Origin of the sequence: Bradyrhizobium genomosp. I (2014), from assembly GCF_000261685.1 — a bacterium.
In the GTDB taxonomy this organism is placed as follows: domain Bacteria; phylum Pseudomonadota; class Alphaproteobacteria; order Rhizobiales; family Xanthobacteraceae; genus Bradyrhizobium.
This window is the reverse complement of the sequence record NZ_AJQE01000191.1, coordinates 1-18,652: the sequence shown is the minus strand read 5'-3', so window position 1 is coordinate 18,652 and position 18,652 is coordinate 1. Positions and strand designations below refer to the sequence as shown.

At 65.2% G+C, this 18,652-nt stretch carries 19 protein-coding genes and 1 pseudogene; 12 read left to right on the top strand and 8 right to left on the bottom strand.

Going from position 1 to position 18,652, the window contains the following annotated elements; genetic code table 11:
- The first annotated feature begins 10 nt into the window (after positions 1-10).
- Together pcaD and IC50_RS18310 are read left to right on the top strand one after the other, a co-directional pair.
- Positions 11-793, top strand: a complete 783-nt coding sequence (pcaD, locus tag IC50_RS18315) for a 3-oxoadipate enol-lactonase (RefSeq protein WP_035707704.1) — start codon at positions 11-13, stop codon at positions 791-793.
- Positions 794-903: 110 nt separating this feature from the next.
- Positions 904-1,296, top strand: a complete 393-nt coding sequence (locus IC50_RS18310) for a carboxymuconolactone decarboxylase family protein (protein ID WP_035707699.1) — start codon at positions 904-906, stop codon at positions 1,294-1,296.
- On the opposite strand, the gene IC50_RS18305 is transcribed toward IC50_RS18310, so the two are convergent.
- On the bottom strand, positions 1,258-1,797 hold the full coding sequence (locus IC50_RS18305) for a hypothetical protein (protein ID WP_035707695.1): 540 nt from the start codon (positions 1,795-1,797) through the stop codon (positions 1,258-1,260). The two genes, IC50_RS18310 and IC50_RS18305, sit on opposite strands and share 39 nt — an antisense overlap.
- Before the next feature lie 192 nt (positions 1,798-1,989).
- Here IC50_RS18305 and IC50_RS42000 point away from each other — a divergent pair, with 192 nt between their 5' ends.
- The 6 genes from IC50_RS42000 (at position 1,990) to IC50_RS18275 (ending at position 7,629) form a co-directional block, all read left to right on the top strand.
- On the top strand, positions 1,990-2,277 hold the full coding sequence (locus tag IC50_RS42000; RefSeq protein WP_035707693.1) for a hypothetical protein: 288 nt from the start codon (positions 1,990-1,992) through the stop codon (positions 2,275-2,277).
- Between the two features lie 226 nt (positions 2,278-2,503).
- A complete protein-coding gene (locus tag IC50_RS18295) occupies positions 2,504-3,421 on the top strand; it encodes an ABC transporter permease subunit (RefSeq protein WP_035707691.1) in 918 nt (305 codons plus the stop codon).
- Positions 3,422-3,448: 27 nt separating this feature from the next.
- On the top strand, positions 3,449-4,744 hold the full coding sequence (livM, locus tag IC50_RS18290; protein ID WP_035707688.1) for a high-affinity branched-chain amino acid ABC transporter permease LivM: 1,296 nt from the start codon (positions 3,449-3,451) through the stop codon (positions 4,742-4,744).
- A complete protein-coding gene (locus tag IC50_RS18285) occupies positions 4,741-5,598 on the top strand; it encodes an ABC transporter ATP-binding protein (protein ID WP_035707685.1) in 858 nt (285 codons plus the stop codon). Before livM ends, IC50_RS18285 begins: the two co-directional genes overlap by 4 nt.
- On the top strand, positions 5,595-6,338 hold the full coding sequence (locus IC50_RS18280; protein ID WP_050991029.1) for an ABC transporter ATP-binding protein: 744 nt from the start codon (positions 5,595-5,597) through the stop codon (positions 6,336-6,338). The genes IC50_RS18285 and IC50_RS18280 overlap by 4 nt, the downstream gene beginning before the upstream one ends.
- A 172-nt stretch (positions 6,339-6,510) precedes the next feature.
- Positions 6,511-7,629 (top strand): branched-chain amino acid ABC transporter substrate-binding protein, encoded by a 1,119-nt coding sequence (locus tag IC50_RS18275; RefSeq protein WP_035707683.1) that lies wholly within the window; start codon positions 6,511-6,513, stop codon positions 7,627-7,629.
- Between the two features lie 83 nt (positions 7,630-7,712).
- Here IC50_RS18275 and IC50_RS18270 read toward each other — a convergent pair whose 3' ends face one another.
- Positions 7,713-8,099 (bottom strand): response regulator, encoded by a 387-nt coding sequence (locus IC50_RS18270; RefSeq protein ID WP_035707681.1) that lies wholly within the window; start codon positions 8,097-8,099, stop codon positions 7,713-7,715.
- A 236-nt stretch (positions 8,100-8,335) separates the two neighbouring features.
- On the opposite strand from IC50_RS18270, the gene IC50_RS18265 reads away from it, so the two are divergent.
- Both IC50_RS18265 and IC50_RS18260 read left to right on the top strand, forming a co-directional pair.
- Positions 8,336-11,161 (top strand): PAS domain S-box protein, encoded by a 2,826-nt coding sequence (locus tag IC50_RS18265; protein ID WP_085973829.1) that lies wholly within the window; start codon positions 8,336-8,338, stop codon positions 11,159-11,161.
- A gap of 58 nt (positions 11,162-11,219) precedes the next feature.
- Positions 11,220-12,215 (top strand): P1 family peptidase, encoded by a 996-nt coding sequence (locus IC50_RS18260; protein ID WP_035707680.1) that lies wholly within the window; start codon positions 11,220-11,222, stop codon positions 12,213-12,215.
- 249 nt (positions 12,216-12,464) lie between these two features.
- Here the strand turns inward: IC50_RS18260 and IC50_RS18255 are convergent, their stop codons facing one another.
- Positions 12,465-13,250 (bottom strand): EF-hand domain-containing protein, encoded by a 786-nt coding sequence (locus IC50_RS18255; protein WP_035707676.1) that lies wholly within the window; start codon positions 13,248-13,250, stop codon positions 12,465-12,467.
- 254 nt (positions 13,251-13,504) lie between these two features.
- Here IC50_RS18255 and rpe point away from each other — a divergent pair, with 254 nt between their 5' ends.
- Both rpe and IC50_RS42505 read left to right on the top strand, forming a co-directional pair.
- Positions 13,505-14,206, top strand: coding sequence for a ribulose-phosphate 3-epimerase (gene rpe / locus IC50_RS18250; protein ID WP_035707671.1), 702 nt, complete (start codon positions 13,505-13,507; stop codon positions 14,204-14,206).
- A 165-nt stretch (positions 14,207-14,371) separates the two neighbouring features.
- Positions 14,372-14,515 carry a hypothetical protein gene (locus tag IC50_RS42505; protein WP_193374132.1) on the top strand — a complete coding sequence of 48 codons (144 nt, stop codon included), beginning with the start codon at positions 14,372-14,374 and terminating at the stop codon, positions 14,513-14,515.
- Between the two features lie 425 nt (positions 14,516-14,940).
- Here IC50_RS42505 and IC50_RS18235 read toward each other — a convergent pair whose 3' ends face one another.
- The 5 genes and pseudogenes from IC50_RS18235 to IC50_RS43135 all read right to left on the bottom strand — a co-directional run.
- Positions 14,941-16,380 carry a protein kinase domain-containing protein gene (locus tag IC50_RS18235; RefSeq protein WP_035707661.1) on the bottom strand — a complete coding sequence of 480 codons (1,440 nt, stop codon included), beginning with the start codon at positions 16,378-16,380 and terminating at the stop codon, positions 14,941-14,943.
- Positions 16,381-16,386: 6 nt separating this feature from the next.
- Positions 16,387-17,127: a metallophosphoesterase family protein gene (locus tag IC50_RS18230; RefSeq protein ID WP_035707658.1), complete on the bottom strand. Its 741-nt coding sequence runs from the start codon at positions 17,125-17,127 to the stop codon at positions 16,387-16,389.
- Positions 17,128-17,243: 116 nt separating this feature from the next.
- Complete coding sequence (locus tag IC50_RS18225; RefSeq protein WP_035707655.1) at positions 17,244-17,849, bottom strand: hypothetical protein; 606 nt, start codon at positions 17,847-17,849, stop codon at positions 17,244-17,246.
- Positions 17,842-18,528, bottom strand: coding sequence for a hypothetical protein (locus IC50_RS18220; protein ID WP_035707652.1), 687 nt, complete (start codon positions 18,526-18,528; stop codon positions 17,842-17,844). The genes IC50_RS18225 and IC50_RS18220 overlap by 8 nt, the downstream gene beginning before the upstream one ends.
- A pseudogene (locus IC50_RS43135) lies at positions 18,525-18,652 on the bottom strand (MotA/TolQ/ExbB proton channel family protein); the annotation flags it as partial. The pseudogene IC50_RS43135 and the gene IC50_RS18220, both read right to left, overlap by 4 nt.

Sequence of the window (18,652 nt, the reverse complement as noted above, 5' to 3'; positions counted from 1 at the left end):
GAGACGCCGCATGCCCATGATCGATGCCGACGGTTGCCTGCTCAACGTCTCCGTCGAGGGCCGCGACAGCGGGCCGACCCTGATGCTGTCCAACTCGCTCGGCTGCACGCTGCAGATGTGGGAGCCGCAGATGAAGGCGCTGACGCAGGTATTCCGCGTCATCCGCTACGACCGCCGCGGCCACGGCAAGTCCAACGTTCCGCCCGGCCCCTACTCGATGGAGCGGTTCGGCCGCGACGTGCTCGCGATCCTCGACGATCTCAACATCGAGAAGGTGCATTGGTGCGGCCTGTCGATGGGCGGCATGGTCGGACAATGGCTCGGCGCCAACGCACCTGAAAGATTCGGGAAGCTCATCCTCGCCAACACCTCCTGCTACTATGCCGAGCCGACCAGATGGCTGGAACGCATCGACGCCGTGAAGAAGGGCGGCATCGCGGCGGTGGCCGATGCCGTGATCGCCGGCTGGCTCACCCAGGATTTCCGCGAGCGCGAGCCTGAGATCACCGCGAAGATGAAATCGATGCTGCTCGCCTCGCCGGTCGAGGGTTACCTTGCCTGCTGCGAGGCGCTATCGACACTCGACCAGCGCGCGCTGCTGCCCAGGATCAAGAGCCCGACGCTGGTGATCGCCGGCCGCCACGACATGGCGACGCCGATCTCGGCCGGTGAATTGATCCGCTCGAACATTCCCGGTGCGAGCATGACCATCATCGATGCCGCGCACATTTCCAATGTCGAGCAGCCGCACGCATTCACGGATGCGGTGGTGGGATTCCTGACGCAGCGTTAGCAACGACCGTCATTGCGAGGAGCGTAGCGACGAAGCAATCCAGACTGTCTCCGCGGACGCATTTCTGGATTGCTTCGCTCCGCTCGCAATGACGGAGAGGAGGAGAGAGAATGGACGATCAGAACCGCCGCGATGCCGGCATGAACGTGCGCCGCAAGGTGCTGGGCAATGCCTGGGTCGACAAGTCGATCGCCAACCGCAACGCGTTCAACACCGACTTCCAGGACATGATCACGCGCTACGCCTGGGGCGAGATCTGGACGCGACCGCATTTCGACGAGCGCACGCGGCGGGTGCTCGTGATCGGCACCATGGTCGCGCTCGGGCAATGGGACGAATTCCGCCTGCACGTGCGTGCGGCGCTCGCCGAGGGCGGCTTCACGCCCGACGACATCAAGGAAATCCTGCTCCAGCAGGCAATCTATTGCGGCGTGCCGGCGGTGAACCACGCCGTCAAGGAAGCCTCAGCGATTGTGCAGGAGCTCGGCCTGCTCAAGGCCTAACGGCTGAAGACTTGGCGGCGCGGCAATCTCCGACGTCTTCGGCGCTGCCGCCGGCTTCTCGATCACCACCACGATCGCGGCACCGAGCAAGAGCAGGAGCTCGGTGGCATGCAGCCGGAGCGCGGCCATCTCGCCGACCTTCGAGGCCATCACCATGCTGGCAAACGAGATCAGGCTGCCGATCGCCAGCGCAATGCCGAGCGCCTCGTCGCTGCCGCCGCTCCTTCGCAATCGGGGCATGCAGAGCAGCACGAGATAGATCGCAAGGAACGCCACGACCGTCAGCCGGCCCAGCGCAAGCAGCCAGGCGGCGCGCACCGTTTCCATCCCCGCCATCTGGAGATGGTCGCTGAGGAACAGCGCAACGGCGACGCTCGGCCTCTCGTAGAGGCCGTGCACAGGCGCGACAATGATGTTGAAGGCGACGAGGGTCCAGGCCGGAATGAAATAGGCCGCCAGCAGCGCGCCATTGACCGAACCGATCCGCCAATTCCTGAACATGCCGCTTCCCGCTTCGCCTGCCGTTCGCCTTCGCTGGAAGGCTTTGCCGGGAGCTAACTCGCATCAGACTGCGGCGGCAATTTAAACCCTTTGTTTACCTTAACCGGCCTCGCAATCTTCATTCCGGGGCGGCTCGCAGAGCCGAACCCGGAATCTCGAGATTCCGGGTTCGATGCTTCGCATCGCCCCGGAATGACGAAGCAGAAAGCCAAGGACGAGAAAAAAGGCCCCGCCTTTCGGCGGGGCCTCCTTCTCTCCTGGGCTCCCAAACTAATCCTGATCGCGCTGGCCGCCCTGCTGGCCGGGACGATCGCCCTGGCGCATCGGGTCATTCTGCTGCTGCTGTCCAGGCTTCTGACCGCCGCCCTGCTGCTGCCCGGGGCGCTGCTGGCCGGGGTTCTGACTCTGCTGACCCGGATTCTGGTTCTGCTGCTTCGTCATTCGGGGAACTCCCTTGTTGGACGTCAGAGAGGGAATTAACGGCCAGCACTCACTTTGGTTGCCAGGGAACCCGGTTCCTTCGCTGCGAGGAACCCGAGCGCGAAATGATCTCTGTACAAGCCCCTTGTGCCGAGGCCTGGGCAGTTGCAGCCGCCAGTTCCCTCCTGTTACAAAAACGGAAGAACGCTCAAGGGCTGCCGGGGCCCAAGAACTCTCTCTCGAAGAGCTCCCTTTGAGCCCGCGTCAGGTGTGGTAACGGCAGCCCATGGACTATTTCGCCCAGCAGCTCATCAATGGCCTCGTGCTCGGCTCGATCTACGGCCTGATCGCGATCGGCTACACGATGGTCTACGGCATCGTCGGCATGATCAACTTCGCCCATGGTGACGTCTTCATGATCGGCGGCTTCATCGCCCTCATCACCTTCCTGATCCTGATCTCGTTCGGGCTGACCGCCATCCCCGTGATCCTGCTCGTCGTGCTGCTGGTCTCGATGGCGATCACCGCGCTCTATGGCTGGACCATCGAGCGCATCGCCTACCGGCCGCTGCGCCATTCCTTCCGTCTCGCCCCGATGCTGTCGGCGATCGGCATGTCGTTCGTGCTCACGAACTATTCGCAGGTGACGCAAGGCGCGCGCGTCAAGCCGATCCCGCCCTTCATCACCGGCGGCTACACGCTGCATGAGAGCGCGGACGGCTTCGTGATCCAGCTCTCCAACATCCAGATCATGGTGGTCGTCACCACCATCGTGCTGCTGGCGCTCTTCACCTGGCTGGTCTCCAGGACCCGGCTCGGGCGCGACATGCGCGCCTGCGAGCAGGACCAGACCATGGCGGCGCTGCTCGGCGTCGATGTCGACCGCACCATCTCCATGACCTTCGTGATCGGCGCCGCTCTCGCTGCGGTCGCCGGCCTCATGTACCTGCTCTATTATGGCCTCGTCGATTTCTTCATGGGCTTCGTCGCCGGCATCAAGGCGTTCACCGCCGCCGTGCTCGGCGGCATCGGCTCGTTGCCCGGCGCCATGCTCGGGGGGCTTGCGATCGGCCTGATCGAGACGTTCTGGTCGGCCTATTTCTCGGTCGAATACAAGGACGTCGCGGCGTTCTCGATCCTGATCGTCGTGCTGATCTTCATGCCGACCGGCCTGCTCGGTCGTCCCGAAGTCGAAAAAGTCTGACGGTCGCGCGTGGCAGCTCCCTCACCCATGAAGGCCAAGCCGGGCATCCCCTCCATCCTGAAGACGGCGCTCGTCAACGCGGTGATCGCGCTGGTGCTGTTCTCGCTGATGGTCGGCATCCGCACCGAGGCGGGTTCCGACGGCCAGCTCACCTACTGGACGCGCTTCGGCGAGCTCGCCTCCCTTGTGGCTGCGGTATTCGGCGGCTCGATCGTCATCGAGTTGCTGCGGCAATGGATCGGTCCGACCGGCGCCGAGAAGCTGGTGACACCAGCAGTGCAGAGCGGCATGTCCTTGATCGGACGCTACCTCGCGCCGGCGCTTCTGATCTTCACGGTTCTGGTGCCCGTCATCTTCTACGACCAGCGCTACATCCTGGACCTCGCGATCCTCGTGCTTACCTACGTGATGCTGGGCTGGGGGTTGAATGTCGTGGTCGGGCTCGCCGGCCTGCTCGATCTCGGCTACGTCGCCTTCTATGCGGTCGGCGCCTATTCCTACGGTCTGCTCGCCACCAATTTCGGCTGGTCGTTCTGGATCTGCCTGCCGCTCGCCGGCATCCTCGCCGCGTTCTGGGGCGTGTTGCTCGGCTTCCCCGTGCTCCGCCTGCGCGGCGACTACCTCGCCATCGTGACGCTCGCCTTCGGCGAGATCATCCGCCTCGTCATCATCAACTGGCAGGATCTGACCGGCGGTCCAAACGGCGTCTCCGGCATTCCCCGCCCCACCTTCTTCGGCATCCCGCTCGACAACAGCGATGACGGGCTCGCCGCCAGGCTCGGCATCGAGTACTCGCCGACCCACCGCATCGTCTTCCTGTTCTATGTGATCCTGGCGCTTGCGCTCCTCACAAACTGGGCCACGATCCGCCTGCGCCGCCTGCCGATCGGGCGGGCTTGGGAGGCCTTGCGCGAGGACGAGGTCGCCTGTCGCGCGCTCGGTATCAACACCACGACGACCAAGCTCACGGCGTTCGCGACCGGCGCCATGTTCGGCGGCTTCGCCGGCGCGTTCTTCGCCACCCGCCAGGGCTTCATCAGCCCGGAATCGTTCACCTTCCAGGAATCGGCGCTGGTGCTCGCCATCGTCGTGCTCGGCGGCATGGGCTCGCAGCTCGGCGTGGCGCTTGCCGCGCTCGCCATGATCGGCGGATTCGAGCTGTTCCGCGGCCTCGAGACCTATCGCATGCTGGTGTTCGGCATGGCGATGGTGCTGATCATGATCTGGCGGCCGCGCGGCCTGATCGGCCATCGCGCGCCCACCGTGTATCTGACCAAGGCGCAGGCGATCTCCTCCGACCTCGTCAAGGAAGGGCACGGATGAGCGGCGACAAGATTGGCGACAAGATAAGCGACAAGATTCTTGGCGTCGACCGGCTCACCATGCGCTTCGGCGGCATCGTCGCCGTGCAGGATCTGTCCTTCAGCGCGGAACGGAAGAAGATCACTGCGTTGATCGGACCGAACGGCGCCGGCAAGACCACCGTCTTCAACTGCATCACCGGGTTCTACAAGCCGAGCGGCGGCGCCATTCGCCTCACCCATGACGACGGCAGAGTGATCGCGCTGGACCGGCTGAACGATTTCCGCATCGCCAAGCAGGCCAAGGTCGCGCGCACGTTCCAGAACATCCGCCTGTTTCCCGGCATGACCGCGCTGGAAAACCTGATGGTGGCGCAGCACAACGCGCTGATGCGCGCCTCCGGCTTCACCCTGCTCGGCCTTGTCGGTGCCCCCACCTACCGCGACGCCGAAAAGCGCGCGATCGACCTCGCCACCGATTGGCTGAAGCGGGTCAACCTGCTCGACCGCGCAGACGATGCGGCCGGCAATTTCGCCTATGGCGACCAGCGCCGGCTGGAAATCGCGCGCGCGATGTGCACCGAGCCCGCCCTGTTGTGCCTGGACGAACCCGCGGCCGGCCTCAACGCGCGCGAGAGCGCGGCCCTGAGCGAGCTCCTGCTCTCGATCCGGGACGAGCTCGGCACCTCGATCCTGCTGATCGAGCACGACATGTCGGTGGTGATGGAGATCTCCGACCACATCGTGGTGATGGACCATGGCGTGAAGATCGCGGAAGGCACGCCGCGCGAGGTCCGCGACGATCCGAAGGTGATCGCCGCCTATCTCGGCACCGACGAGGACGAGGCCGTGGCCGTGATGGAGAACGGGACGTGACATCGGCGCCCACTCCCCTGCTCGCGATCCGCGGTCTTCGCGCCGCCTACGGCAAGATCGAGGCGCTGAAGGGCGTCGACATCGAGATCAATGCGGGCGAGATCGTTGCCCTGATCGGCGCCAACGGCGCCGGCAAGTCGACGCTGATGATGACGATCTTCGGCAAGCCGCGCGCCCGCGCCGGCCAGATCCTCTATGAAGGCCGCGACATCACCGACGTGCCCACCCACGCGATCGCGCATTTGCGCATCGCGCAATCGCCCGAGGGCCGCCGCATCTTCCCGCGCATGAGCGTTGCGGAAAACCTTCAGATGGGCGCGGACTCGACCGAATGCACCGACGCCGAACGCGAGGCGACGCTGCAACGCGTGTTCACGCTGTTTCCGCGGCTGAAGGAACGCTATGCCCAGCGCGGGGGAACCCTGTCCGGCGGCGAGCAGCAGATGCTGGCAATCGGCCGCGCCCTGATGAGCCGCCCCCGCCTGCTCCTGCTCGACGAGCCCTCGCTCGGGCTGGCACCGCTGATCGCACGCCAGATTTTCGATGCGATCCGCACCCTGAACCGGCAGGACGGCCTGACCGTCCTGATCGTCGAGCAGAACGCCAACCATGCGCTCAAGCTCGCCCATCGCGGCTACGTCATGGTCAATGGCCTGATCGCGCTGGCCGGGACCGGCACCGAATTGTTGCAGCGACCCGAGATTCGCGCCGCCTATCTGGAAGGCGGCCGCCACGGCTGACCTGGCCCCAGACCTGGCCCCAAGGCGGAAGGGCGCAGCCGAATGTGGCGAGATATCTCCGCCAATGCCCGTATTTTGCCGGTGACTTCTCCTCGAATTCATTCAAGAATGGCGCCGGTTTGAACCGGGCATGCCCGGCAACTTCCACAGGCGATCACCCGCGAGGTATCTCATGAAATCACTGAAGCTCATCGGTCTGGCATTCGGCGCATCGATCGCGCTGTCGAGCGCGGCATTGGCGCAGGATGTCACCGTCGCAGTCGCAGGCCCGATGACCGGCGGCGAGTCCGCCTTCGGCCGCCAGATGAAGAACGGCGCCGAGATGGCCGTGGCCGATATCAACGCCGCCGGCGGCGTCAACGGCAAGAAGCTCGCGCTCTCCGTCGAAGACGACGCCTGCGACCCGAAGCAGGCGCGCTCGATCGCCGAGAAGATCGCCGGCTCGAAAATCCCGTTCGTGGCCGGGCACTATTGCTCGTCATCGTCGATCCCGGCCTCGGAAGCCTATGCCGACGGCAACGTGCTCCAGATCACGCCGGCCTCGACCAATCCGCTGTTCACCGAGCGCAAGCTCTGGAACGTGGCTCGCGTCTGCGGCCGTGACGATCAGCAGGGCCTGATCGCGGCGCAGTACATCGCCAAGAACTTCAAGGGCAAGAACATCGCCATCCTCAACGACAAGACCACCTACGGCAAGGGTCTTGCCGACGAGACCAAGAAGGCGCTCAACAAGGCCGGCGTCACCGAGAAGATGTACGAGTCCTACAACAAGGGCGACAAGGACTTCAACGCGATCGTCTCCCGCCTGAAGCGCGACAACATCGACCTCGTCTATGTCGGCGGCTATCATCAGGAGAGCGGCCTGATCCTGCGCCAGATGCGGGACCAGGGCCTCAAGACCGTGCTGATGGCCGGCGACGCGCTCGCCGACAAGGAGTACGCCTCCATCACCGGCCCTGCCGGCGAGGGCACGCTGTTCACCTTCGGCCCCGATCCGCGCAACAAGCCGACCGCGAAGAAGATCGTCGAGGCTTTCAAGGCCAAGAACATCGACCCCGAGGGCTATACGCTCTACACCTATGCGGCGATGCAGGTGTGGTCGCAGGCGGCCAAGAAGGCCGGCACCACCGACGCCAAGAAGGTCATGGCGGCGATGAAGGCCGGCAAGTGGGACACCGTGATCGGCCCGATCGAATATGACGCCAAGGGCGACATCAAGCAGATCGACTACGTCGTCTACAAATGGGATGCCAAAGGCGGCTACGCCGAGATCGCCGGCGGCGGCACCTAAGGCGCGCTTGCGAGGCCTTGGGCCACGATGCAATCGTCACCGCGCCCCGGCTTACCCCCGGGGCGTTTCTTCCTGCGGCGGGATCAGACGGCTGCGGACAGTTCGCCGTCGGCCACGGTCTGGGCCTTCCGCATCGCTTGCAGGAGATCGTTCGGCCGAAACGGCTTTTGCAGGCAGACCACGTTGGCGAGGTGAGGCGATTGGTCCATGAAATCGAGCGCCGTCATCCCGGAGACCGCAATGACGGGGAGCGTCGGCGCGCGTTCGCGCAGAGACGCAATGACGTCGACGCCGCTGGTGTCGCCCAGGAAGATGTCGACGATCGCCGCGTCAAACGGGCTTTCCGCGAAGGCCTTCAGGCCCGCCGCACCGCTGTCTGCCTCCACGACCTCGAAATGATTGACCCGAAGCAGGATCGCGACCATCGTACGGACGTCCTTCTGGTCGTCGATGATGAGAACGCGGGGCATGGAGGAACAACTCCCGATATCGGAATCAAAAATGCCAGATTCAAAGCTGGAACCCGCCGCGGCGGAGGGCATCATGGCATCGCCCAGTAAAGGGCACCTTACCAGATCCCTATTCCGTGTTCCCACCGAGGTTAAGTAAGCGGTAACCTTCGGTTGAGTCGTGACTGGTCCCGTTCACGACCCGCGCTCAAAACCGCTACCATGAACGGACTGCCGGCCGAATGAGACTCGCGGAGATGCTCAAACCCGACCTGCTCAAGACCGCCCCGCAAGAGGTGGGCGTGCCTGCGACAATCGACCGAAGCACGTTTCTTTCGACCCTGCCGGCCACTTCGACCGACCGCACTGCAGCATTGACGGTTGTCGGCGTGTCCGCCCTCCTGTTCGCGGCAGCCGTGCCTTTCGCGGGTACCCCGCTCCTGCCGGTCCCGGCCTTCGTCGCCAGTTATCAATCGGCGCTCGCCGTGAACGACATCGTCACGGCAGTGCTGGTGCTCTCGCAATTTGCGGTGCTGCGGACCCGCGCGCTGCTGTGGCTCGCGACCGGCTATCTCTTCACCGCCGCGGCGGCGCTGGTTCACGCCCTCACCTTCCCCGGACTGTTCGCACCGACCGGGCTCTTCGGCGCGGGCGTGCAGACCACGGTCTGGCTCTACATGATCTGGCACGCCGGCTTTCCGCTGTTCGTGATGGGGTATGCCTGGCTGAAAGAAAAGGACGGTGGCCCGCGGATCCGCGGCGCGGCCAGCAGCGCGATTTATGCCAGCGTGCTCGGCGTCATCGCCGCGACGGCCGTCTTCGCCTGGATCGCGACCGCGCAGCACGATCTGCTGCCGGTGCTGTTGCGCGACGGTCGCTACACGCCAACCATGATCGGGGTCGTGTCCTTCGTGTGGTCGCTGAGCTTTGCCGCGCTGGTCTCGCTCTGGTTCCGCAAGCCGCATGCGGTGATCGACGTCTGGCTCATGGTGGTCATGTGCGCCTGGCTGTTCGACATCGCGCTGTCGGCCATCGTCAACGTCGCCCGTTTCGATCTCGGCTTCTATGCCGGCCGGCTCTACGGCCTCGCCGCGGCGACCATCGTGCTCGCGGTGCTTCTCATCGAGAATGTCCGCCTCCAGGCGCGTACCGTGGGCCTCGTCGGGAGGCTTCGCCAGCAATCGGCCTCGGAACGCGACTATTACGGCAAGCGCCTGGCGCTGTACGGCGCGGTGGTCGAGTCGTCCAATGACGCCATCATCACGAAATCGCTCGACGGCGTCATCACCGGCTGGAACAAGGCCGCCGAGCATCTGTTCGGCTATTCCGCTGCCGAGGCCATCGGCAAGCCGATCGACATCATCGTGCCGCCGGATCTCAAGGGCGAAGTCAGGAGCATCCTCAACCGGATCGCCGGCAACGAGTCGATCGCCCAGCACGAGACGATCCGTATCCGGAAAGACGGCCGCCCGCTGGACGTCGTCCTGAATGTTTCCCCCCTGCGAACAGACCATGGAGAGATCATCGGCGCTTCCAAGATCGCCCATGACATAACCGAAGAAAAGCAGGCGAGAGAGAAGCTGCGCCGCGAGATCGAAGAACGCCAGCGCATCTTCGAGACATCGCAGGACCTGATCCTGGTCACCGACGGCTATGGCAATTTCGTCCAGGTCAGCCCGAGCGTGAAGAACATTCTCGGCTACAGCCCCGAGGACATGGTCGGGCACTGCGCGACCGATTTCATCCATCCCGACGATCTCGAGAAGGCGCGGAACGAGATGCGCGCAGCCCGTCGTGGCGCGGTCAAGCGCAGCTTCGAGGCGCGCTACTACCACTACGACGGTCACGAGGTCACGCTGAACTGGATGGGCACCTGGTCCGAGCCGGTGAAGCGCCATTACTTCATCGGCCGCGACCTCACGGACAAGCAGGCCGCCGAGGCCCAGCTCCGACAGGTCCAGAAGATGGACTCGATCGGCCAACTGACCGGCGGCGTCGCCCACGACTTCAACAACGTGTTGACCGTCATCACGGGCACGATCGGCATTCTCAGCGACGCGGTCGCCGACCGGCCCGAGCTCGCCGCCATCACCAAGCTGATCGACGACGCCGCCGAGCGCGGCGCGCAGCTGACCAGGCACCTGCTCGCCTTCGCCCGCAAGCAGCCGCTCCAGCCACGCGAGATCGACGTCAATGCGCTGGCGCTCGAGGCCGCCAAGCTGCTGCATCCGACGCTCGGCGAACAGATCACCATCATGCCGCAGCTCACCGAGGATGCCTGGCCGACGCTGGTCGACCCGGGCCAGCTTTCCACCGCGATCCTCAATCTCGCGCTGAATGCGCGCGACGCCATGCCTGACGGCGGCACCCTGGTGCTGGAGACCCGCAACGTCTTCCTCGACGACGGCTATGCCAGCATGAACCCCGACGTCGTTGCCGGCAATTACGTGATGATCGCGGTCAGCGACACCGGTAGCGGAATTCCCGCGGAGCTGATCGACCGGGTCTTCGATCCCTTCTTCACCACCAAGGAGGTCGGCAAGGGTACCGGCCTGGGCTTGAGCATGGTGTTCGGCTTCGTCAAGCAGTCGGGCGGCCACATCAAGATCTACAGCGAGCAAGGTCACGGCACGAGCGTGAAGATCTACCTGCCGCGCTCGACCGGGGTGCAGGAGACCGAGTTCGAGGCGCTCCAGAACGCGCCCATCACCGGCGGCAACGAGAAGATCCTGATCGTCGAGGACGACGCGCTGGTGCGGCAGTATGTCGTGACGCAGGTCAAGAGCCTCGGCTATACCGCGCTCGAGGCCGCCAACGGCGCCGAGGCCCTCAATATCATCGACAGCGACGAGACCATCGACCTGCTCTTCACCGACATCATCATGCCCGGCAACATGAACGGCCGCCAGCTTGCTGACGAGGCGGCCCGGCGCCGCCCCGACCTGAAGACGTTGTTCACCTCCGGCTACACCGAAAACGCCATCGTCCATCATGGCCGGCTCGATTCCGGCGTGCTGCTGCTGGCCAAGCCCTATCGCAAGACCGAGCTCGCCAAGATGCTCAGGACCGCGCTCGCCAGTTGAGCCTGCGGCATCGCTGCGCTATCGCAGATGGCAAATTGCTCTCAACGACGAGGCCATCTTGAAAAACCTTCTCACCGATATCGCCGGCGTCCGGGTCGGCCATTCCGGGAATATGAAAGTGGCCTCCGGCACGACCGCCATCATTTTCGACCAGCCGGCCGTCGCGGCGATCGACGTCCGCGGCGGCGGACCCGGCACGCGCGAGGTCTCGCTGCTCGACGTCGCCAATACGGTCGAACGGGTCGATGCGATCGCGCTCTCCGGCGGCTCCGCCTTCGGCCTCGATGCCGGCGGCGGCGTGCAGGCCTGGCTCGCCGAACAGGGCCGCGGCTTCAGGGTCCGCGAGGCCGTGGTCCCCGTCGTCCCGGGCGCGATCGTGTTCGACCTGCTCAACGGCGGCGACAAGGCCTGGGGCCGCTTCTCGCCCTATCGCGATCTCGGCTATGCCGCGGCTGCTTCCGCCGGCACCGACTTCGCGCTCGGCAGCGTCGGTGCGGGCCTGGGTGCGACCACCGCCACCTTCAAGGGCGGCATCGGCTCGGCGTCGGCCGTTACAGTGAACGGCATCAAGGTCGCCGCGATCATGGTGGTGAACGCGGTCGGCAGCGTCACCGTCGGCGACGGTCCCTGGTTCTGGGCCGCGCCGTTCGAGGAAAACGGCGAGTTCGGCGGACGCGGTCTGCCGCCTGCGTTCACGCCCGACATGTTGGCGATGCGGATCAAGGGCGGGCCCGCAGCAAGTGAGCGCGAGAACACCACGATCGGCCTCGTCGTCACCGACGCGATTCTGAGCAAGGCGCAGGCCAAGCGGCTCGCGATGATCGCGCAGACCGGATTTGCCCGCGCGATCTATCCGGTGCACGCTCCGCTCGACGGCGACGTGCTGTTCGCCGCGGCCACTTGCGAGAAGCCGATCGAACCGCTGGTGGAGCTTACCGAGCTCGGCATGGTCGCCGCCAACGTGGTCGCACGCGCGATCGCAAGCGGCGTGTACAGCGCGACCGCGCTGCCGTTCCCCGGTGCGCAGCCGGCGTGGAAAGACAAGTTCGGTTAGCGCCTCACATCAGGTGTCATCGGCCGGCGAAGACCGGGCGATCCAGTATTCCAGAGACGGTTGTGATTAAACCGGAAGGCCGCGGCGTGCTGGATGCCCCGCTTTCGCGGGGCACGACAGCGTCATTTGCCGAGAGAGCGCTCTTAGAGCGTTTTCGAGCGAAGTGGACACCGGTTCGCGTAAAGAAAACGCGTCAAACAAGAGTCTAGAGGCCCGTTCCGATTCCATCGGAACGGAAAAGGCTCTAGCTCACACACTCATCGACATGGACGAGCCGGCAGTCGCTGAGGCGCCTTGGCCCTGCCCGCCTTGCCGCTGCATCAATTGCGCGAACAGATCGTAGGCTGAATTGGCGGAGGACCCGGAGGCGCCGGGGACCGTCGTCGACATCTTGAATCCGTCGGCATAGGTGACGGTGGTGGTCGTCGAGCCGTCGGCATTGGTCGTCGTGGTCGAAGTCGAGCCGCCGTTGGATTGCGACGAGGACTCCGAACCGTCGCCCGCGCCGCCAGCACCTTGCGCATGATGATGGCCGTGGCCGCCCCTCAGCGCCTTCGTCATCTCGCCGAGATTGATGCTGCCGTCCGCATTCGCATCCATCTTCGAGAACACGTCGTCGGCCTGCGCCAGATTGGTGCCGCCGGCGCCGAGCGCATCCTCGAACTCGGACTTGGTGATCCTGCCGTCGCCGTCCGCGTCGATCTGCGAGAACAGGTCCTTCAAGGCATCTTCGCGGCTCTTCGATGCCGAGGATGCAGCCCCCGTCGAGGCCGAGTTGCTCGTACCGCTCGTGCCCGCCGACTGGCTCTGCGCGGCGAACAGCGCGTTCATCGTCTCCGGCGAGATCTGCGGATATTTGCCTGCATTGACCGACGAGGTCGCGCCGCTGGAGATGCTGCTGCCGCTGTCGATCGCGAACGGATTGGTGGCGCCTTGCGCCGGTCCCGTCTTGTGCGTCGACGAGGACGATTTCGAGCTCGTCAGCGACTGGATCGCATCGAGCGCACTCGAGACCGCGCCAAGGGCGAACAGCATTGCACAACTCCAACCGACGCCGCATGCCGCGGCCGATGTTCTATCGGGTGACGTCAGCAAGCGTCGTGCCAGCGCGAAAAGGTCAATGAAATCCGCTTTTCCTGTGCCTTGCACGGCCCGGGAACACCGGCAATTCGTGCCGGTCGCGGCAAGAATTTCCGCCCACAGGAAGCACCGCTCCCCTGCATTGCCCGCCACGGAGGCCCATGTTAGGCGAAACCCATCCTTCACGGCCGCCACGGGAAAACCGCGCCATGACCCAAGCTTTTGCTCCCCGCCCCCTGGCAATCGCCCCCTCGATCCTGGCCTCGGATTTCTCCAGGCTCGGCGAGGAGGTGCGCGCGGTGGACGCCGCCGGCGCCGACTGGATCCATCTCGACGTGATGGACGGGCACTTCGTACCCAACATCTCCTACGGCCCTGATGTCATCAAGGCGATGCGCCCGCACACGAAGAAGATCTTCGACGCGCATCTGATGATCTCGCCCTGCGATCCCTATCTCGAGGCCTTCGCGAAGGCCGGCTGCGACCACATCACCGTGCATGCGGAGGCCGGTCCGCACCTGCACCGCTCGCTCCAGGCGATCCGCGCGCTCGGCAAGAAGGCCGGCGTCTCGCTCAATCCGGCGACGCCGATCAGCGCGCTCGAATACGTCCTCGACCTCGTTGACCTCGTGCTGGTGATGTCGGTCAATCCCGGCTTCGGCGGCCAGGCTTTCATCCCCTCCGCACTCGCCAAGATCCGCGACATCCGCGCGATGACGGCGGGCCGTCCGATCGACATCGAGGTCGACGGCGGCGTCGGCCCCGATGTTGCCGGCGCGCTCGCGGCGGCCGGCGCCAACGCCTTCGTCGCCGGCACCTCGGTGTTCAGGGGCGGCACGCAGGACGCCTACAAGACCAACATCGCCGCGATCCGCAACGCGGCGCTGGGGGCCCGCGGCGAAGCGATTTGAGCTGGATCGAGCGGCGCAGGCGATGAGGAGAAATCCCGCGGCTCGTACCAGCCCTGCAGCGCGCGACGCATAAAATCGCAGTCTTGATCCGTACTCATCCGGACTTCACTGATTCGCGCAAATCACCGCAAGTGACTCCTGCCTGCTTTTTGACGGGAGCACATCATGACGACGACCCTGATTTGGACTGGCGTGGCGTTGTGGTTCGGATTCAATGCGGCGATCGCGGCTCGCAGCCTCTACGCGGCACGGCCGGTGAAGGCCGTAGCTTCTGCCCGCATCATCCATTTTCATCGTCGCCGGGGCTGAGCGCCATGCAGATCCCGCTCGTGAAGCGCCAGCCGAAACGCAGGTGCCGTATTCCACGGCGCCCGCATCCGAGCCTCGACGATTTCTTCGGCCGCCTCGAGCGCGCCGATGGCGCGCCGGACGATGATGCCGGGCTCGACAATTCGGACCGCGATCGCTCGTTGGCCCTCGCAGCGCCGCCACTGAGACTTCTTTTCCGGACCGTCCCATGAAACCGCATTGCCCGAACTGCCTGACGGAAATGACCAAGGCATCCGCGTCCCGTAACCTGTTCAGTTGCGAGCCCTGCCGCGAGATCATCCAGTATTTCGGCGGCAGCGCGGATCACGGCGAACCCGGCCCGCGATTCTCCTGGCCCATCCGCCGCAAGCGCGCCGCCCAAAGCGCTCACGCGGGCTGATCCATCCCGCAAGACGCCAGGCGGCCTAACCCGTCATTTCGCCGGCCTCTGACCCGCCGACATCCCCGGCCATCCGCGGCGGCCGTACCACGGTGACGGTGCAGATCGCTTCCGAGGCCACCTTGGCCGAGACGCTGCCGAGCAGCGTGCGGCGGAACGAGTTCTGCCGCGCGCCGATGATGACGTGGTCGACCTGGTTGGCCTCGGCGAATTCCAGCAGCGCCGCCGCGGGATCGACGGCCTCCAGCACGTGAACCGACAGCCGGCTCTCGTCGAGCTTCAGCGGCGTCGCCCAATGCCTGAGCGCGACCAGGCGGTCGATATGCTTGTTGGATCCCTGCTCGTCCAGCGTACGGTCGATCGCGATCCGGTTCAGCTTGAGCACGTTGACGCAGGCAAGCCGTGCTGACGGCAAGGTGGCGAGGATGCGCTCGGTGGTCACGCGCAGCGCCTCGTTCAGCTCCGGTGCGCCTTCCATCGTGTCGAGCGCGACGGCGAGGATCGGGCTCGATGCGATCTGGACGGCGACATCCGATTTCGCGCGCGGCGCCATGGCGCCCTGGTTGAAACGGCGCCGCCAGACAACGCTGAGCGGGTCACGCTTCAGCCGCTCCGAACGCGCGGTGAGCTTGACCTGGTCCGGATGGGCGAGATCGAAGGCGAGCTGGGACGCCGTCGGATAGCGCCACACCGGCTCGATCTCGAGACACCGCAACACCACCTCCTGAAGCCAGGGCGGATAATCGGCGCGAAGCTTCCGCGGCGGATGCGGGTCACGCCAGAGCCTGCGCCGCATCGCGCGCAGCGTCTCGCCCTCGCCGAACGGCCGCTCGCCCGTGGTGAAGAAATAGAGCAGCACGCCGAGCGAGAACAGGTCGCTGCGCGGATCGTCGCGCACGCCCAACAGCCGCTCGGGTGCCATATAGGGCGCGGTGCCGTAAGGCAGACGAAATTCCTCCTGCAACAGATCCGGCAGGTGGTTGTGATGCGACAGGCCGTAGTCGATCAGCACCGCCTCGCCGGAATCGCGGAACATGATGCTGCTCGGCTTGATGTCATGATGGATGACGTTCTGCCGATGCAGATCAGCAAGCGCAGTTGCGATCTTGGCGACGAGCTGCCGCGCCTCGTCATAAGGCAGCGGCAGCTCGGGGAGCCGCTTGTAGAGCGTGGCGCCTGGGATGCGCTCGATCACGACATAGGCCTGGCGGGCGAAATCACCGGTGCCGAAGCAGGCCGGCACATGCGGACCCGCGAGCCGCGGCAGGATCATCATCTCCATCTCGAAGGAGACGATCGCGGCGGGGTCCTCGCCCTCCGACACCCGCGGGATCTTCATCAGCAAGGGCACGTCGATGCCGGGATGGGTGACGGTCCACAGCGTCGCCATGCCGCCGGCGTGGACGCATTCACCGATGGTGTAACCGTCGATCTCCGCGCCTGACTTGACCAGGGGTTTCGGCATCGGCCTCTAGCGCCCCTGCGACAGCCGGTCGGCGAGCCAGTGCGGCAGGCCGTTGTCGCGGATTCTGCCTGCTGCGGTCGCGATGTCATAGGGGGCGCGGCAATAGGTGATCTGGCACGAGACCGTCTCGAACAGCACGAAGGACGCCGAGGGATCGCCGTCGCGCGGCTGGCCGACCGAGCCGAGCACCGCGAGCCATTGCCGCCCGCGCAGGAGCTGCACGGGAACGTCGGTCTTCGGCACGAAGCTCGTCATCTTGGCCGTCACCGACATCGAATAGAGCGCGGGGCGGTGGATATGTCCGCAGAACGTGACATGGGCGGGCGTCGCAATCAGGCTCTTGGCGGCATCCGTCGTCGAGCGGACATAGTGCCAGCGCTGGGGGCTGGACGCTTCCGAATGCACGAACAGGCGGTCGCCGTCCTCCACCAGCATCGGCAATTCGGCCAGGAATCGCCGCTGCGCGGTGTCGAGCCGGCCGCGGGTCCATTCGATCGCGATCTGCGCCTCGGCGTTCATGGTCTCCGTCGAGGAATTGACCGCCTGGTCGTGATTGCCGCGCACGGCGACCGCGCCTCCGGCAACCAGCCCCATCGCGGTATCCACGACCCATTCCGGGTCGGCGCCATAGCCGACGAAGTCGCCGAGCAGGACGAAGCGCTCCGCGCCCCTGGCGCGGGCCACCTTCAGGCAGGCCTCGAACGCCTGCCGGTTGCCGTGGATATCCGAGAAGACAGCGAGAAGCACGCACCCTCCACCCTCAAATTCTTATTGGAAGCCGATAAGGCCAAATTGAGGGAGGTCAACAGGATGCGCCGGCGCGCGACGGTTTACCAGCGTGCCCCTGCCGCGAGGTGTAGGGCCTATTGCTCGTCCTTCGGCGGCATCCGGGGCGGCGGGATGGGCGTGAACACCGCGCCCTGCGCCCCGGCGGGCGGGGCAATGAACTCGCCGGTCGAGGAATCGCCGCCGCTCGTCTCCATGATGGTCTTGGGGGTCACATATTCCCGGACCATGTCGATGAGACTGCCATCGCCGCCGCCGAAATCCGCTGCGCGGCCGCCTTGCGGATGGCCTGCCGCAATCTCGTTCTCGGCCGCATGGGTTTTGTCGGCCAGCCGGTCATTGTAGGGCACCCGAAAGGCCCGCGGGATGCCGCTCGGCCGATTGTCCTCGTCGAGTTCCTCGACCCAGAGATAGATCGAGCCGGGATCGCCCTCCAGCGAATGCGGCTCGACGATGCGGGCCTTCAGCAGCTTGAAGGCGGTGGGCAGCCGGTCGGCGCTGGCCCAACCGAGCAACCCGCGCATCTCGGTGAAGCTGACCACATAGAAGGCGCTCGTGATGACGACGGCCGTCGCCTTCAGCGACCAGTGCAGCCGCGCATAGACGAGCACCACCAGGAGCAGCGCGCCGATGACGGCGTAGGCAATCGACAGCGTCAGGATGACCGTCTGCAGGCTAGTCACGGCGTATCCTCGCAGTGTTCCTGCTCACACCAGTCCTCGCGTCGAGATCGGCGCCGTTGCGCCAGCTGCTGCGGAACGTCTCCAGCAGGGATTTCGGCCGCTGGTCCACATTGACGACCTTGCCCTCTGCATCGAGCCGGAACCGGACCGCGGTCTTCTCGTCGCCGGTATGATCGAGCGTGAACTTGTTGTCGAAGATCACCTGCGCGGTCGGATTGAGCTTTTGCACCTTCACATTCGCGGTCACGGGCTCGCCGGTCGTGGCCACGAAATGCGAGACGTTGACGGTGTATTCGCCGGCAAGAATGCCACGCACCGTGACGATCTCCTCGCGAATCGGCGAGGCGATCTTCTTGCCGGCAACCATGATGAAGTCGTTGGCCCCGCCGCGGTCGTCGCGATCGAGCGTGAGGAAGCCGGCCTCGCGGTGGCGGTACCAGGCGATGTTGCCGGCGGGATCCTGCACGAACAGGTCGAGATCGTCCGGGTGATTGTCCGGCCAGTCCAGCGTGATCATGAACTCCGCCTTGGAGTCGATCTTGCCCTCCTTCGCATCGGGAGAGACCGCGAGCAGCGCGAGGAAGAACAGGAACGCGATCACCTGGAGCGCCTTGAACAGCATCACGCCCAGCGGATCGAACGGCTCCTCGCGCGGATAGAGGCCGAAATCATCCATCATGACCGCGCACCGGAACCCTTGCGCTCCAGCACCGGCGTCACATAGGTCTCGGTCAGAACCACCGCGTCCGAGAACACCCGCTGGGTCGCGGCGTCCAGCATGTAGTATTGGATGCGGACCAGGA